Origin of the sequence: Corynebacterium sp. Marseille-P3884 (assembly GCF_017942225.1) — a bacterium.
In the GTDB taxonomy this organism is placed as follows: Bacteria; Actinomycetota; Actinomycetes; order Mycobacteriales; family Mycobacteriaceae; genus Corynebacterium.
Genome location: NZ_JAGKSD010000002.1, coordinates 13,719 through 30,007 on the forward strand (window position 1 = coordinate 13,719; position 16,289 = coordinate 30,007).

The following is a 16,289-nucleotide window of genomic DNA, read 5'->3' on the forward strand; positions in this document are numbered from 1 at the left end:
TATCCGCGCCGCATCATGGGTATCGAGACCGAATTCGGTCTCACCGCCACCCGCGATGGCGCCGCTGTGCTGCGGCCCGAGGAGATCGCGCGGTACCTGTTCCGCCCGGTCGTGGCGCAGTACAAGAGCACGAATGTCTTCACGGACAATGCCGCGCGACTCTACCTCGACGTGGGCGCGCACCCGGAGTACGCCACTGCCGAGTGCGACTCGCTGACGCAGCTGCTCAACCACGATAAGGCCGGTGAGCTGCTCTTCAACGAGCTCGCCGTGCAGGCGCAAGAGGCGCTTGGCACCGAAGGCATCGGCGGGGATGTCTACTTGTTCAAGAACAATGTCGACTCCGCCGGCAATTCCTACGGCACACACGAGAACTACCTGATCAGCCGCGAGCTGTCGCTCAAGCACTTCGGTAAGCGGCTGCTGCCGTTTTTGATCACCCGCCAGCTTCTGTGCGGCGCAGGCATGATCACCAAAGACGGGCAGTTCGCGTTGTCGCAGCGTGCGGACCAAGTCTGGGAAGGTGTCTCGTCGGCGACGACGAGGACGCGGCCGATCATCAATACCCGCGACGAGCCCCACGGCGACTCCAGCCGGTTCCGCCGCATGCACGTCATCGTGGGAGATTCGAATATGGCGGAGCCGACATTCGCGCTCAAGGTGGGGTCGGCGCAGCTGGTCATCGAGATGCTCGAAGCGGACTGGGACGTGCCAGCCTTCGACGTCGCCGATCCGATCGCGCACATCAAGGAGATCGCCCTCGACCCGACCGGCCAGACTCCGCTCGAACTCAAGGACGGTTCCACGGTCACGGCATTGGAGGTCCAGCGCGCCGTGCATGCCGCGGCCGGGAAATGGCTCGAGCAACGCCCCGATGAGGGCACGCCCAACGAAGAATTCGCCCGGGTGGTCGAGCTGTGGGGCCGAGTCCTCGACTGCGTCGAAAGCCAGGATTTCCAACCCGTGGCCGGCGAGATTGACTGGGTGATCAAACGCGACCTGTTGGAGCGCTACCGCGTGCGCCTCGGCGAGGACTGGTCCCACCCGAAGCTCGCGCAGATCGACTTGGCCTACCACGACATCAACCGCGACCGCGGACTGTTCTACCTGCTGCAGCGCAAGGGCCTAGTCAAGCGGTGGACCACCGACGAGGCGATCGCGCAGGCCGAACACACCGCGCCGCAAACAACGCGCGCTGCCATGCGCGCAGAATTCCTGGCGCGTGCCCGCGAGCTCGGCGCCCGCTACACGGTGGACTGGGTGCACCTCAAAGTCGACCGCCCGGAACCGCAGACAGTGGACCTGCAGGATCCATTCGCCACGTCCGACGCGCGCGTCGACGATCTGCTTAGCTATATGGAGACTAACCGCGAGCATTTGAACGACGCGCAGGGAGGGATCCGTGGCTGAGACGCCGGGACAGGCAGATGTGATCGAGAGGCTGACCAACCTCACCTTCGCTTTGCTCGGCTCCGCCAAACCGCGCGAATACGAATGGGTGCGCACCCACGTCGATGGTTATAAGGATCGCACCGATATCGCGCTGACGCGCATGCTCGGCCGCGACGTGCGCTCGCTGCGCCGCGCCGGCGTTCCCGCCCGCATGGAAAACGGCCTTATCTGGGTAGATAAGGACGTCTACGAGCTCCCACCGATCTCATTCACCGACGAGGAAGCATTCGTGCTCGGCCTCGCCGGCGACCTCGGCACGGCAGGAAGCTTGGGCGCCTTCGCCCGTTCCGGATGGACGAAGATCGCCGCGGGAGGCGCGACCCGCACATTCGACGCCCCGCCGATCGCCGCGCTGGACAACGATATTTCGCGGCTCGACGCCGATACCGTCACCGCAGTCACCGCGTGCGTCCGTTCGAATACGCGCATGCGGTTCACCTACCGTCCATCGCCGACCGCGGAGCCCCAGACACGCACGATGGACCCGTGGGGGATCGTCGCCCTGAACAACCGCGCCTATGTCGTTGGATTCGACGTGGAGCGCGGTGCCGAGCGGAGTTTCCGCGCTGTGCGCGTGACCGATATCCGCAAGGTTCAAGCCAGCGATTTCCACCACCCGGACCGCCCGTTGCAGCAGGTCGTCGAAGATTCGTTACGCGGCCCCGTCGTGGACGCCGTGATCCGCGCCGAGGAGGGCACCGCGCATGAGCTCGTCAACGCGGGCACATTGCTTGACGACGGCACCGTAGCGCTTCACAACGTCGAACGCGACTGGCTCGTGCGCACGGCGACAAGCTTTGCACCCGATGCAGTGGTGTTGGAACCAGAAGATGTCCGCGACGATATCGTCGCGCTGCTCCGCGTGGCCGCGGGATGCACAGCAGGAGAGGAGAGCACCAATGGCTGAGGCGAGAAAGGACAGTCCGGAGAAGCTGGCGGCGCTGGTGCGCGCACTGAACCTGATTCCCTACCTGCACAAGCACCCGCAGGCCACTCCGATGGAGATCGCCCGCGACCTCGGTCATTCGCCGGCCGAGGTGATGGACGACCTGCGCCGTCTGCAGATGTCCGGTGTGGGCAGCGGACCCGGTGAGCTGATCGATCTCGCCGCCGAGTGGACCGGTGTCACGGTCATTGACGACCAGGGGCTCAACACCCCTTTGCGCCTCACGCCGACCGAGGCGAATGCGCTGCTTCTCACCCTCGAGTCACTGGAAACCATGCCGGGGCTCGTCGATCAGCGCGCGGTGAATTCGGCGGCGCAAAAATTGCGCGACGTGATGCGCTCTCAAGGCGTGCCCGATGCGGAGCAGCCGCAGACATCCGGACCGGAAGCGATCGTGTCGCAGGCCCTGTCGCAGCGCCGCATGCTGGAGCTCACGTATTACTCCGCGACCTCGGACACGCTGCGCACACGCACCGTATCGCCCATGGGTCTGTTCCACCGCGACGGCAACACCTACCTCTCCGCATTCGAAGGCGGCGACCCGAAGACGTTCCGGTTGGACCGCATCCATGACGCGACGCTTCTCGACGCCCCGTCGACCCCCGCACCCAAGGTCACCTACGACGCCGATGACCCCTTCGGTTTCCGCCAGGCGAACGTGGCAGAGCTGCAGATTGCCACCGAGGCCACGTGGCTGGCGGATTACTGGCAGATCGAGCTTGCCGATACACGCAGCGAGAATGAAACCGAACGCGGCTGGGTGGCTGCGACAATGCCGTACGGCAGCGACGATTGGCTGATCCGGTTCTGCCTGAGCCAAGCTGACCGCGTGCGCGTGGTTTCACCCCCGCATATCGCAGAAGCGCTCGCCGCTGCCGGATCTGCGGGTCTCGAGCGTTATGCTTAAGGCTTAATAGACGCGCCCTCGCGCTCGCCCGAGCAGATTTAAGAACTCCGAAAGGAACTCCAATGAGTGTTGGCCCATGGGAAATTCTCCTCGTCGTCTTCGTCGTCCTGCTTCTCTTCGGCGCGACGAAGCTGCCTGAGCTTGCCCGCTCGGTGGGCCGTTCCGCCCGCATCTTCAAGTCCGAAGTCAACGAGATGCAGAACGACGGCAAGCAGCAGGGCACTGGTGCAGCGACTGCGACGACCGATGCGCCGCAGAACCAGCAGCCGCGCGAGATCACCCAGAACCCGTCTAACCAGGCCCAGCAGAGTGTCGAACAGGGATTCTGGAATCAGCCGCAGAACCAGCAGCAGCCGAACCAGCCGGGCACGAACCCGAACGCCTAAGCGCGCCCCGTGGGACAACAGGTTTCATCAAAGCGTTCGAAGCGGGCGCGGAAGGGCCCCAAGCTGCGGGGAAAGAGGGATCCGCAGGGCATCATGTCGCTCACGGAGCACCTGCAGGAGCTCCGTCGCCGCGTGGTCATCTCGCTCTTAGCGGTCTTTGCTGGCACGATCGTCGGTTTCATCTGGTACCAGTGGGCGCCTGGTCCAGTCATGCCGCTCGGCGAGCTCATCCGCCGTCCGTACTGCTCCCTTCCGCCCGAGCTGCGCGCCGATCTGACCTCGGACGGCTCGTGCCGCCTAATTGCCACGACGCCGTTCGAGATGTTCATGCTGCGCATGAAGGTCGGTTTCCTCGCTGGTCTCGTATTCGCCTCGCCGGTGTGGCTGTACCAGATCTGGGCGTTCATCACCCCGGGCCTGCACAAGAATGAGCGCCGCTGGACCTTGAGTTTCGTCAGCCTTGCCGTCACGCTATTTGTCGCCGGCGCGGTAATCGCGTATTTCATCGTCGACCAGGGGCTGGAGCTCCTTATGTCGATCGGCCAGGAGTACCAGATCGCGGCGTTGTCGGGTCAGCTCTATTACAACTTCGTCTTGGCGCTGATCGTCATCTTCGGTGTGAGCTTTGAGGTGCCGCTGGTGATCATCATGCTCAACCTGGCGGGGTTGTTGCGTTACGACCAAGTCAAGGACAAGCGCCGCATCATCATCGTCGCGCTGTTCATTTTCGCCGCCGTGGCCACCCCGGGCCAGGACCCGTTCTCCATGATCGTGCTCGCGCTGTCGCTGTGTCTGCTCGTTGAATTGGCTTTCCAGTTCTGCCGCATCCACGATAAACGCGCGGGTAGACAGACAAGCGAGTGGGCACAGCTTGACGACGAAGAAGCCTCAGGCCCCATCGACGCGCCCGCCCCGATCGGCGCCGCCTCCGGCCTGGGTACGGCAAGCACGATCGACCGTCCAGCACCGGTTCGCACTGACGCGGAAGCAGGTGACGGAGGCCACGGGTCGACGTCGATAAGCGGGCGCGCTGATACGCCGAACTTCTTCGACGACGTGCTCTGACCTTTAGGTTAGGGTGGTGGGCATGCACCTCGATGAGTTCCGCGCGAGCAAACCGTTTCCCCTCGACGATTTCCAGATCGAGGCGTGCAAGGCCGTCGAGGCTGACCGCGGTGTCCTCGTGTGCGCGCCGACTGGCTCCGGCAAGACCGTCGTCGGCGAATTCGCCGTGTCTCTGGCGCTCTCGCGTGGCACGAAATGCTTTTACACCACACCGATCAAGGCGCTGAGCAACCAGAAGTACCACGACCTCGTCGATGAACACGGCGAGGATGCCGTCGGCCTGCTCACCGGCGATAGCAGCATCAACGGCAATGCCGAGATCGTTGTGATGACCACTGAGGTCCTGCGCAACATGATCTACGCCGAATCGCCCGCGCTGGATCGGCTCTCGCACGTGGTGATGGACGAGATCCACTACCTGGCCGACCGCGACCGCGGCGCCGTGTGGGAGGAAATCATCCTCAACCTCGACGAGTCGGCGCGCATCATCGGCCTGTCGGCGACCGTGTCCAATTCGGAGGAATTCGGCGAATGGCTCGACGAGGTCCGCGGCGAGACTGACGTCATCGTCTCCGAGAAGCGCCCGGTGCCGCTGAACCAGTTCATGATGGTGCAGCGCAAGATCATGCCACTGTTCGAGCCCGGTTCGGACAAGGTGAACCGCGACCTGGAGCACACGATCGAGTGTATCGAGACGGGAGCCGACGAAGGCCGCCGCGATTTCGAGGAAGGCCGCGGCTTCCGCGCCCGTTCGGATGGAGGTCGCCGAAGCGGCGGGAAGCGCCCGCAGGACCGCGTCCGCCCAGTGGGCCGCCCGGAGGTCGTGGAGGCGCTCAAAGGCCGGGACATGCTCCCGGCGATCGTGTTCATCTTCTCCCGCGCTGGCTGCGATGGCGCGCTCTTCCAGTGCCTGCGCTCCCGCAAAGAGCTGACCACTCCGGAGGAAGCAGACCGCATCAAACAGATCGCCGACGAGGGAGTGGAAGGCATTCCCGAAGAAGACCTCGACGTGCTCAATTACCGCCAGCTGCGGACTGCGTGGTCGCGTGGGTTTGCCGCCCACCACGCGGGCATGCTCCCTGCCTTCAAGCACATCGTGGAACAACTCTTCGTGGAAGGTCTCGTCCGCGTCGTCTTCGCCACGGAGACTCTCGCGCTGGGCATCAATATGCCGGCGCGCACAGTCGTGCTCGAGAAGATGGTCAAGTTCAACGGCGATGCTCACGTCGACCTCACGCCGGGTCAGTACACGCAGCTCACCGGTCGTGCGGGCCGCCGCGGCATCGATTCGATCGGCAACGCCGTCGTGCAGTGGGCACCGGCGATGGATCCGCGCCAGGTCGCAGGGCTCGCCTCCACACGCACGTATCCGCTCATCTCGCTGTTCACGCCCGGCTACAACATGGCGATCAATATGCTGCAGATGAACGGCTTCGAAGACTCGATCAGGTTGATCGAGAAATCTTTCGCCCAGTTCCAGACCGACCGCAGCGTCGTCGGGGAAGTGCGGAAGATCGAGAGGCAAAAGGGGAGCGTCGATAAGCTGCGCGCGCAGCTCGATGCTGCCGTGACGGAGCTCGGTTTCGCCGATGCTGACGGGGATATTGCGGCTGAGCTCGTCGATTACACGCGGTTGCGCCGCGACCTCGCCGACGAGGAGAAGCGCGCGAAGAAGAATTCCATCGAGGAGCGGCACAAGGAAATCCAGAAAATTCTGGGCCGACTTCAGGTCGGTGAGGTCATCGCATTGCCATCCAAGCGCCGCCCGGAGCTCGCTGCCGTCGTCGCGCCCGCCGGCAGAAAAGACGATCCGCGCCCGTGGATCACGACCGAACGCGGCTGGTCCGGGCGTATCGACGCCGCGTCGTTCGGCAACGCCCCCGTTGTCGTCGGCCGGATCAAGGTGCCGCGCGATATCGCCCACAAACCGCGACGCCACACCCGGCGCATCGTGCAAGAACTCACCCGCGGCAAGTTCCGCGCGCCGAAGAATTTGAAGGAAAACGCGCGGTCGCGCACGTCGAAAAAGGCGCTTGAGCTTCGCGACGCCATCCGCGCCCACCCCGTCCACTCCTGGCCCGCGGCCGACCGCGAACGGCTCGCGCGTCTCGGTGAGGACCTCGTGCGAGAAGAGCGTGCCCTCGCGAAAGCGCAGGCGAATGTGGACACCCAGACCGACACTCTGGGCCGGATGTTCGAGCGCATCATCGGGTTGCTCACCGAAATGGACTACGTCGAGCTTGTCGACGGCGAGCCGACCGTCACCGAAGAAGGCGAGCGCCTCGCCCGCATTCACAATGTCTCTGACCTGCTTGTCGCGCAGTGCCTGAAGCGTGGCATCTGGGACGAGCTGGATCCTGCGGAGCTGGCCGGTGTGGCCTCCATGTGCGTCTTTGAGAACCGCAAGGCCACCGGCGGCTACCCGGAAGCGGCCACCGATCGGATGGCCGACGCGATGAATGCCACGCAGCGCATCTACGGCGAGTTGGCCAGTGACGAGCAACGTCACCGCCTCCCACCGACGAATATGCCCGACCCGGGTTTCGCCCTCTCACTGCACCAGTGGGCCGCTGGCGCGCCACTTGGCTACGCCCTGGCAGCCGCCGCTGAGTCCGGCGCGGAACTCACGCCCGGCGATTTCGTGCGTTGGTGCCGCCAAGTGATCGACCTGCTCGAACAGATCGTCCAGACCGGCTATTCCGACGAGATCAAGCAGAGCGCCCGCCGCGCAGTCGAGGCGATCCGCCGCGGTGTCGTGGCGATCGGCAACTAGCCACTGAGCTCATCCTCGAGCCGCTGTCTCAACGCTGCGGGAAGGAAATTCACCACCGCGAAGTGGGAGTTGCGCCCGAAGGGGTCGACGATGAGCGATTGCACGCCGACGACCTTTCCGTCTGCGAGCACCGGCCCACCGGAATCGCCCTTGATCGCCGGTGTCCGGTTGAAGATGATGCCGGCTGGCCGCACGAACGAACCCGTCCGGGAAATAGCGACAGGAAGCGGCATGATGAGTCTCCCGTCGCGGGCCTGCATCCGTTTCGCGCGTCCGCCGTACCCGAATGTGACCGTCGGGGTTCCAACCGCCGGCGATGAGCTCAACTTCGGAAATTCCGCCTTGGTGATGTGTGGGAATGGTCGGGTGCGGACAATGGCGATATCTGTACCGTCGACATGCTCGACACTGCGGATGGTGCGAATTCTCGCTCCCGCGCGAACAGCCGCGCCCTCGGCGTTCTCCCGGAAGAAGTGGTTGCAGGTCAACACGATGTCGGGCGCGAGCAGCGTGCCGCTGCAATACGCGCCGCGGGCGGAAATGCGTGCCAACGCGTCGGGAAACATGCTCACGATCGTAGGCGGAGAAGATCTAGCATGAAGGCATGTCCGATCCACACCAGCTAGAGAACTTGCCCACCATCTTCTCGCCCGACGTCTATGCCCGGCGCCTGAGGCGCGTGCAACAGGAAGTGCGTGATCGCGGTCTCGGTGGCGCGGTCATCGGCACCGGACCCGAGTTGGCGTATTTGACTGGATCGTGGACATCATCTCACGAGCGGCTTACCGCGTTAGTGGTGCCGCCGACTGGTCATGCCAAGCTCCTCGCACCAGCGACTGACGCAACAGCCCTGGCCGCGGTAGGAGAGATGCACGGTATCGAGCTGGTCACGTGGCGCGATGGGGACAACCCCTATGCTCTTGCGGAGCGCGCCTGCGGCAGTGGCACGGTGGCAGTGGGCTCGTCGCTCACCGCGGACCACGTCCTGCGCCTGCAGCAGACGTGCGGGGAGGTCGTGCTGGCCACCGACGTGCTCGCCGGCGCATTCATGGTCAAGGGGCCCGAGGAGGTCGACCAGCTTGAATTCGCAGCCCGCGCCATCGATCGTGTTCACGCGGAAGTCCCTCGGTTACTCGAACCCGGGCGCACTGAACGTGACATCGCAGAGGAGCTAGACTCCCTGATTTCGCGCGAGCATTCCAACACGGACTTCATCATCGTCGGATCTGGCCCGAATGGCGCCGATCCGCACCACGATTATTCTGACCGCGTCCTGCGCGTTGGCGATCCAGTGGTGGTGGATCTCGGCGGAACCGTGGGAGCTGGCTACCACTCGGACTGCACCCGCACCTATGTCGTCGGCGGCTTCGACAATGCCGACGCGGAATTCACTCGCGCCTACGACACACTGCGCCGGGCGCAGGCCGATGCCGTGGCAGCCGCACGGCCCGGTATGACGGCGGGCGAGCTCGATGCGGTCGCCCGGGGCCGCATCAACGAAGCTGGTTACGGCGCATACTTCACGCATCGTCTCGGCCACGGTATTGGGCTGTCCCTGCACGAGGAGCCGTTCATCATCGCCCGGAACGAGACTGAACTTGCCCCCGGCATGGCGTTTTCCATCGAGCCCGGAATCTACCTTCCCGGGAAGTGGGGCATGCGCATCGAGGACATCGTCGTGCTCGACACCGACGGTGCGCGCCCATTGAATACAACCGAGAGATAACCGCCACCCGCATATAGTTGGCCACCATGAGCTCGCAGACAAACACGCACGGCACGGTCCTTCTGCTCGGCGGAACCAGCGATATCGGCGGGGAAGCGGCAGAACGCATCTGCCACGGCCGTCACGTGGTGCTGGCGGCACGGAATACGGGGGCGCTGGGGGACGTCGATAAGCGATTGCGCGATGCGGGCGCAACGAGCGTGCGCTCGATTGAATTCGATGCGGCCGATCTCGCAACCCACCGCCTACTCGTGGAACGCGCCGCGGAATCGGGCCCGATCACCGACGCGATCGTCGCCTTCGGAATCCTGGGCGACCAGGCGCGCGCAGAGCACGACGAAGAGCATGCCGCGCACATCGCCGTCATCGACTACGCCGCGCAAGTCAGCATGCTGACAGTGCTTGCCGACGTCATGGACCGCGGCCACATCTTCGCCTTCTCATCCATCGCTGGGTGGCGTGCCCGGCGAGCGAACTATGTGTACGGCTCGACGAAGGCTGGGCTCGACGCATTCTGCCAGGGGCTTGCCGACCGTCTTCACGGCACCGACCTGTCGTTGATCACCGCGCGTCCTGGTTTCGTGATCGGCTCGATGACCAAGGGCATGAAACCAGCGCCATTGTCGGTGACCCCTGATGTGGTCGCTGACGCCGTCGTCGCGGCAATGGGGAAGGGGAGCCGCACCGTGTGGATCCCGCGCGCGCTTCAGCTCCTCGCGTGGGTGATGCGCTGCGTGCCACGCCCGATCTGGCGGCGGATGCCGCGTTAAGCCCGCACCGGCAGGTAGTCTGTGCGCATGCCGATTATCGCGTATTTCCTGATCGAAGCACTCGCGTTCTGGGGAGTGAGCCAGCTGGTTGGCGTCGGCTGGGCGCTCTTCGGAATTTTCGCGCTCATGCTCGTCGGTGCGCTGGCTGCCTCGCCCGCACTGCGCTCCGAACTCGCCCGCGCGCAAGCCGGTAACGGGTCAGTCGGGCAGTTCGCCGGCGGCACCGCGCTCGTCGCTGCTGGCTGGGCGCTGGCGATTCTGCCGGGGTACGTCACCTCCGTCATCGGCTTGCTGCTGCTTCTGCGACCTACGCGCGAGCTCGTCCGCCGGTCCTTGGCGAAATCCCTGCAGAAACGTATCGAAGACTTCGGCGTCCAGGTGTACGACGCCTCCCCGATGAAACGCCGCAGCGCTTCCTACGGCACCTTCGGCGACGGTGCTGACGTCATCGACGCTGAACCTGAACCGTCCGATGAAGACATCTCGAAGTGGTCGGAAAATGCACGCCCTGAAGACTTCGGAGACCCGCAGAAATGACGACCGCTGCACGCACCGATTCACCCAGTTTCTCACCGAGGCTCGCGAAAATCGCCCGTATTCTGCTCGCGGGGCTTGGCGGCGTGGCCGTCTACTTCTCGTATGAGCCCCACGGCCTGGCTTTCATGGGCGTTCTGGGCATCGCGCTGTTCTACCTCGCGCTCGCGCCGTGGCCCGCTATCCGTCATGGCTCTCACCTTCCCGCTAAGTTCGGCGCACTACTCGGTTTCCTCCACGGCTTCTGTGCCTATGTTTTGCTGCTGCCGTGGGTCGGCGAATTCGTCGGGGCGCTGCCGTGGATCGCGCTATCGATCACCCTCGCACTCTGGTCGATCGCGACGGGTCTGTTCGGTGTTCTTGTCGCGCGCTGGCGCTACGGCTTCATCGCCTTCGCCTTCGTCTATTCGGCAGTGGAATTCTTGCTCTCGTCGTTTCCCTTCGGCGGTTTTTCCTGGGTGCGACTGGCGTGGGGTCAGATCAACGGTCCGTTGGCGGACTACGCGCCGTGGGGCGGACCGGCACTCGTGACCTTCATGACCGCGTTGCTCGGCGCGTCCTTCGGCGCCATCCTGCTGTCCTTTGCCGGCGATGAACGGCTGAAGAAGACGCCGGCGACGGCCACGACCGGAATCATCATCGGTCTCAGTCTTCTGGCCGGGCTGGGCGTGAATACTCCCGGCCCCACGACCGACGAGGTGAAAATCGCCGCGGTGCAGGGCAACGTGCCGCGCATGGGATTGGATTTCAACGCGCAGCGACGCGCTGTCCTTGCCAACCACGTCAATGTAACCAAAGACCTCGGCGCGAGCGGGGAGAACCCCGATCTGGTGTTCTGGCCGGAGAACTCATCCGACGTGAACCCGTTCCGGGACAGGGAAGCGCGGGACTTGATTACTGAGGCGGTCGACACTGTCGATGCACCCGTCCTCGTGGGCACCCTAACCAAGGACGAGGTCGGGGACCGCAACACCGCCGTCGTATTCGATCCGGACACCGGCGCCGGGGACATGCACCACAAGCGTTTCTTGCAGCCTTTCGGCGAGTGGATGCCCATGCGGGACTTCTTCCGCATCTTCTCCTCGTATGTCGACATGGCCGGTGATTTCAAGCCGGGCGAAGGCGACGGAACCGTGCGGATGGGCGATCACGTCGTCGGCGTGGCCACCTGCTACGAAGTAGCATTCGACGCCGCCTACCGCGACGCGGTCAAGGCAGGTGCCCAGATTCTGACAACGCCGACGAATAACGCCACATTCGGCTTCACCGACATGACCTACCAGCAGCTGGCGATGAGCCGGATGCGTGCCATCGAGACCGACAGGGCAGTGGTGGTATCAGCCACGTCTGGAGCGTCCGCCATCGTGCATCCCGACGGCACGGTATCCCAGGAGACCGAGATCTTCACCCCTGCCTACTTGGTCGAGGACCTCCCGCTGCGCGATTCCGTCACTTTCGCCGTCCGCTACGGCCAGTTCATCCAGTGGCTACTCGCAGCAGCCGGCATTGCAATCATGCTCGCCGCGAGCGTGGGTGCACGGCGCGGGTATGCTTCTAGCAGGAGCCAGCAGTTGGCGGACACCGCGCAGGCTGACAACGACAATTAAGTGACCCAGACAGGGCGAAGGAAACGGAGACACACTGTGGCAGAGAAATCGACCGATTCGACTCTCGTGATCATCCCGACCTACAACGAGGTGGAGAACCTGCCTCTGATCATCGGTCGTGTGCGCGAGTCGAACCCGGACGTGGACATTCTGGTCGTCGACGACAATTCCCCGGACGGTACCGGCGATAAGGCCGACGAGATGGCCGCTGAGGACAGTCACGTCAACGTTATTCACCGCGAAGAGAAGACGGGCTTGCTAGGCGCCTACACCGCGGGCTTCAACTGGGGGCTCGAGCGCGAATACAACGTCCTGTGCCAGATGGACGCGGATGGCTCGCATGCACCGGAACAGCTGGTGCGCCTGCTGTCAGCAATCGACGAGGGCGCGGACCTGGTCATCGGTTCCCGCTACGTCGACGGCGGTGAGGCCGTCAATTGGCCGAAGAACCGTTACCTGCTGTCGAAGCTCGGCAACCTGTACATCTCCATGGCACTCGGCGACGATGTGGCGGACATGACCGCCGGCTACCGCGCATTCCGCCGTGAGGTTCTCGAGACGATCGACCTGGACACCTTGTCCAAGAAGGGCTACATCTTCCAGGTCGACCTCGCTGACCGCGCCGTCCAGGAAGGCTTCGATGTGCGCGAGGTGCCCATCACCTTCGTCGACCGTGAGCTCGGCGAGTCCAAGCTCGACGCGAGCTTCGCTGGCGAATCCCTGGCTGAGGTCAGCAAGTGGGGCTGGAAGCGTCGTTCCACTCAGCTCTCTGAAGTGGCCAGCGAGCTTGGACGCCTGGGCCGCTACCAGCTCGACGAGCTCGGCGTGAACAAGATTCCTGGCAAGGTCACTCACGCTGCTGGTGTGGCCGGCGATCTGTTTGAAGAAGGTGCCAAGCTTGCCAAGTACGAGCTGCAGCGCTTCATCAACAACCGCCACTAAGCCTGGCTAGTCCTACCCACACGCACGAAAACGCCGGCAGGAAATCTCCTGTCGGCGTTGTGCTTTTCGGGGAAAGGAACGTCTACTTCGCTTTCTCCTGCGCTTCCTTCTGCTCCTTGGCAATGCGAGCTGCGGTACGGCGGCGCTTGCGCAGCTGTTCCAGGCGCTCCTCGAGCAGCTCGTCGAGCTCCTCAAGGCTGCGGCGTTCACGGAGCATGTCCCAGTGGGTGCGGGGCGGCTTCACTGGCTTGGATTCGACGCCTTCGCCCTCGACGAGGGTGCCCACCTGGCCGTTCTTGCACGGCCATTCTTCGGGAATCTCGGCATCGTCGGCGAACGGGATCTCGTAGATCTCGCCGTTCGGGGTGCGGTATTTTGCCATCCTGCGCGGCGCGAGATCGTGGTCACGATCAGTTTCGTAGCTCACTGCGCCCATGCGGCTACCACGTAGCACCCGATCAGCCATGCTGCATCTATCCCTTCGTCGAAAATTCAGTCGCGAGCTTAAAGTATAACGGCCATAATCTCTAACGCGCCGACCGCGTGGTTTGTTCCGCGGAATGGCTGTCGCGCCGCAGCAACGACTTTAAGTGGGGATATGATCGAGAGCGATCATGAACCAGCACACTGACGCTCCGCCGACCTGCCAATACTGCAGCAAGGAGATTCAGCTCACACCGGGACGCGGTCGTCCGCGAAAATATTGCAGCGACTCGTGCAAGCAGCGAGCCTACGAGCAAAGACATCCAGTATCGCCAGGTCAGAGGCCTACGCGGACAATTAGTGGGGAAACCCTGCGGGATAAGCTCTTTGAGCTCCGGTGCGCTGCCGAGGATATTGCTACAGCATCGAGTGAGGGTGCGGAGCACACTGAGATTCAGTCTCTGTGCGACGAGCTGGTTACCATGGCTAAGAAGCTCGAGAGGCTGCAATAAGGCAATCAGAGAGGAATGCTCATGCGCACGCGCAACCAGAAACTCATTGTCATCGGCGGCGTGGCGGTCATCGTCGTACTCGCGTTGTTGGCGTTGGTGCCGCTGTTCATTTCGCTCGTTTCGCACCCAGGTGTGAAGACCGACGGCATTGATGCGGACGGTGCGAAGGCAGCGTCGACCGATGTGGACGGCGAGTGGGTCGTCACGACCAAACCAGGCAAGAACATGACATCGGCCGGGTTCACGTTCTACGAATTGCTGCCGGGCGACGAGCGGACCACATCGGGCTCCACACAAGACGTGGAGGGCGAAATGACCATTGAAGGCGGCTCATTGACTGCCGGTAAGGTGACCGTGAATATGGGCAATATCGTCACGGATAAAGATGTCCGTGACGAAAATGTGCGTAGGAAGATCCTTCACACGGAGGAGTATCCGGAATCCACATTCGTTCTGACGGAGCCTGCCGATGTGTCGCAGCTCCCGGAAGACGGAACTGCCGGCACAGTGACGCTCACTGGAGATCTGACCATTCACGGTAAACCGAACAGCATTACCCAGGAGTTCAACGCGCTGCGGACCGGAGACAATGTGATCGTCCATGCCGATGTGCCGATCAACCGCCTGGACTACGGAGTGGAGACGCCGGAATTCGTCGCGGCAAAGATCGCTGAGGATGGCGAGATCAACATCCGACTGAAACTCGAGAAGAAGAGTTAGCGCTCAGGCGCAGGTTCAAGAAGTGCTTGCTGCCTGCGCATTATCTATATCGGTCCGATAATGTACATTATGTCAAGTAACGTTGAGGGGTGCTTGCCTGCCCCCACACGGTGATGCGTGTGTGCGGATCCGCCTCTCCTATCTCACGCCGCGGCGATGGCGATGCGTGAGGGTCAGCTGAACCACATCGAGCATGCCGGCATGGGCCATGGCTTCACGTAGCGCGAGCTGCCAGATCCAAAGCCTGCGGTACACGGAATCAAAACCGTCGGCTGCGGCCTCGCGCAATTGGCTCTGGAACACAGTGCGTTGGTGCTTCAGCGACAACTCCAGATGATTCGGCGCATGGGTCTGCGCAATGACGCGCAGCCCGCTGCGGGAATCCACGGTCTTCCGGATCTGATCCACGGTCCGATAGTTCAGCGTCGGCCAGATATACGCGCGCAACGATTCCAGCGCAGATTGTGCTGCAGGAGTCATCTTCCCCGTCGCGACCACGGTTTGGAGGGCGGCGCGGCCGGAGCGGGCTAACAGGCCGTCGATAAGCGCGAAATAATGCGCTTGAACGCGCGTGGGCATCGTCTCGAGGTGCTCAGCGGACACGACCGCGTCGTAGCGCACTTTTCGACGATCCATGCCCCGCGGCAGCCCCTCCACGACATTGAGGTGAACGGCGTCCTCTGCCCCGCCGAGCGTCAACCTTTCGCGCAACGTGCGTACGACTGCCGGGTCGGTGACGATCGAATCGACCGTGGCGCGGCGCCCTGCGGCGGCGATGGCCACGGCCCCGCCCGAAGACGGCACCTCGGCTAGGTGCGTGCCGGGATGGACCACCGCGGCGTCGAGAAGCATGCCTACGCTGCGAGCTTGCGCGTCAGCGAGATCGAGTTTCTCTGTCTCGAGCGGCGCGCTGTAGTTAGTCTCCGAAACAAAATAATTCTTCGGCTCCTTGCCGCGCCCTGCGCTCGGCGAATGCGATGGCACGCTCACCCGCTCCATCGTGGGCACGCCCGTTGCGAAATGACCGGCGAAAGCGCTCATGCCGTCACCAGAGAACTTTGCGACGAGCTCCGGCGGCACCTCGCCCCCGCTGAAACGCGCCTCTCGGCCGAGCGTGGTCTTCGGATTGAACCCGACTTCCAGCAACTTGCTCACGACATGCACGAGCGCATCAGGCGTTTCCGTGCGCCACTCTCCTGCCATGTATCCCTCAGCAAGGCCGATCCACCCATTGGCGGCAATCCGGTCGAACAACTCTGCATGATCGACGACGAGATCGGGTTCATTGTCGGGGTTGAGCTCTAATCCCCCGCGTGCGCACGCTCCCGCGAAAGCGGCCTCCGCGCGGCGGGCGCGCCAACCCATGAAACGTCCCGTGGGCACTGACGCGATATTCGGCCACTGCTGAGCATCGACGGTGGCTAAGTGCATGGGGATCGCGGGGTTGTCGGACACGCCGTCTACCATAGACCGACGGCAGCCCGCCTCATGGGAGCCACGGCGCGCGGAGAATAGAAACGGGCGTA

The 16,289-nt window shown here is 63.4% G+C and carries 16 protein-coding genes; 13 read left to right on the top strand and 3 right to left on the bottom strand.

The window, feature by feature from the left end; translation table 11 throughout:
• Positions 1-15 precede the first annotated feature (15 nt).
• From pafA to J5Y21_RS01150, 6 genes are all read left to right on the top strand, one after another.
• Positions 16-1,410: a Pup--protein ligase gene (gene pafA / locus J5Y21_RS01125; RefSeq protein WP_210572259.1), complete on the top strand. Its 1,395-nt coding sequence runs from the start codon at positions 16-18 to the stop codon at positions 1,408-1,410.
• On the top strand, positions 1,403-2,359 hold the full coding sequence (locus J5Y21_RS01130; RefSeq protein WP_210571915.1) for a WYL domain-containing protein: 957 nt from the start codon (positions 1,403-1,405) through the stop codon (positions 2,357-2,359). The genes pafA and J5Y21_RS01130 overlap by 8 nt, the downstream gene beginning before the upstream one ends.
• The gene (locus J5Y21_RS01135) at positions 2,352-3,305 is read left to right on the top strand and encodes a WYL domain-containing protein (RefSeq protein WP_210571918.1); all 954 of its coding nucleotides are present in this window, start codon (positions 2,352-2,354) and stop codon (positions 3,303-3,305) included. The genes J5Y21_RS01130 and J5Y21_RS01135 overlap by 8 nt, the downstream gene beginning before the upstream one ends.
• A gap of 62 nt (positions 3,306-3,367) precedes the next feature.
• Complete coding sequence (gene tatA / locus J5Y21_RS01140) at positions 3,368-3,691, top strand: Sec-independent protein translocase subunit TatA (protein WP_210571920.1); 324 nt, start codon at positions 3,368-3,370, stop codon at positions 3,689-3,691.
• Positions 3,692-3,784: 93 nt separating this feature from the next.
• On the top strand, positions 3,785-4,756 hold the full coding sequence (gene tatC, locus J5Y21_RS01145; RefSeq protein WP_210571922.1) for a twin-arginine translocase subunit TatC: 972 nt from the start codon (positions 3,785-3,787) through the stop codon (positions 4,754-4,756).
• 13 nt (positions 4,757-4,769) lie between these two features.
• Positions 4,770-7,529: a DEAD/DEAH box helicase gene (locus tag J5Y21_RS01150; RefSeq protein ID WP_210571929.1), complete on the top strand. Its 2,760-nt coding sequence runs from the start codon at positions 4,770-4,772 to the stop codon at positions 7,527-7,529.
• On the opposite strand, the gene J5Y21_RS01155 is transcribed toward J5Y21_RS01150, so the two are convergent.
• Positions 7,526-8,095 (bottom strand): serine protease, encoded by a 570-nt coding sequence (locus J5Y21_RS01155; protein WP_210571931.1) that lies wholly within the window; start codon positions 8,093-8,095, stop codon positions 7,526-7,528. The two genes, J5Y21_RS01150 and J5Y21_RS01155, sit on opposite strands and share 4 nt — an antisense overlap.
• Before the next feature lie 38 nt (positions 8,096-8,133).
• Here J5Y21_RS01155 and J5Y21_RS01160 point away from each other — a divergent pair, with 38 nt between their 5' ends.
• Genes J5Y21_RS01160 through J5Y21_RS01180 form a run of 5 tightly spaced genes read left to right on the top strand, consistent with a single transcriptional unit; the run spans position 8,134 to position 13,108 of the window.
• Positions 8,134-9,255, top strand: a complete 1,122-nt coding sequence (locus J5Y21_RS01160) for a Xaa-Pro peptidase family protein (protein ID WP_210571932.1) — start codon at positions 8,134-8,136, stop codon at positions 9,253-9,255.
• A gap of 26 nt (positions 9,256-9,281) precedes the next feature.
• A complete protein-coding gene (locus J5Y21_RS01165; RefSeq protein WP_210571933.1) occupies positions 9,282-10,025 on the top strand; it encodes an SDR family oxidoreductase in 744 nt (247 codons plus the stop codon).
• Positions 10,026-10,052: 27 nt separating this feature from the next.
• On the top strand, positions 10,053-10,562 hold the full coding sequence (locus tag J5Y21_RS01170; RefSeq protein WP_210571934.1) for an FxsA family protein: 510 nt from the start codon (positions 10,053-10,055) through the stop codon (positions 10,560-10,562).
• Positions 10,559-12,166 carry an apolipoprotein N-acyltransferase gene (lnt, locus tag J5Y21_RS01175; RefSeq protein ID WP_210571935.1) on the top strand — a complete coding sequence of 536 codons (1,608 nt, stop codon included), beginning with the start codon at positions 10,559-10,561 and terminating at the stop codon, positions 12,164-12,166. The genes J5Y21_RS01170 and lnt overlap by 4 nt, the downstream gene beginning before the upstream one ends.
• 36 nt (positions 12,167-12,202) lie before the next feature.
• Positions 12,203-13,108 (top strand): polyprenol monophosphomannose synthase, encoded by a 906-nt coding sequence (locus J5Y21_RS01180; protein WP_210571936.1) that lies wholly within the window; start codon positions 12,203-12,205, stop codon positions 13,106-13,108.
• An 82-nt stretch (positions 13,109-13,190) separates the two neighbouring features.
• Here J5Y21_RS01180 and J5Y21_RS01185 read toward each other — a convergent pair whose 3' ends face one another.
• Positions 13,191-13,574 (bottom strand): RNA polymerase-binding protein RbpA, encoded by a 384-nt coding sequence (locus tag J5Y21_RS01185; protein ID WP_210571938.1) that lies wholly within the window; start codon positions 13,572-13,574, stop codon positions 13,191-13,193.
• A 148-nt stretch (positions 13,575-13,722) separates the two neighbouring features.
• Here J5Y21_RS01185 and J5Y21_RS11605 point away from each other — a divergent pair, with 148 nt between their 5' ends.
• Both J5Y21_RS11605 and J5Y21_RS01190 read left to right on the top strand, forming a co-directional pair.
• Positions 13,723-14,043 (top strand): hypothetical protein, encoded by a 321-nt coding sequence (locus J5Y21_RS11605; protein ID WP_246874832.1) that lies wholly within the window; start codon positions 13,723-13,725, stop codon positions 14,041-14,043.
• A 21-nt stretch (positions 14,044-14,064) separates the two neighbouring features.
• Positions 14,065-14,763: a YceI family protein gene (locus J5Y21_RS01190; protein WP_246874833.1), complete on the top strand. Its 699-nt coding sequence runs from the start codon at positions 14,065-14,067 to the stop codon at positions 14,761-14,763.
• A gap of 138 nt (positions 14,764-14,901) precedes the next feature.
• On the opposite strand, the gene J5Y21_RS01195 is transcribed toward J5Y21_RS01190, so the two are convergent.
• Entirely contained in the window at positions 14,902-16,218 is a 1,317-nt protein-coding gene (locus J5Y21_RS01195) for a class I SAM-dependent methyltransferase (RefSeq protein WP_349236900.1), read from the bottom strand.
• Positions 16,219-16,289: the final 71 nt, after the last annotated feature.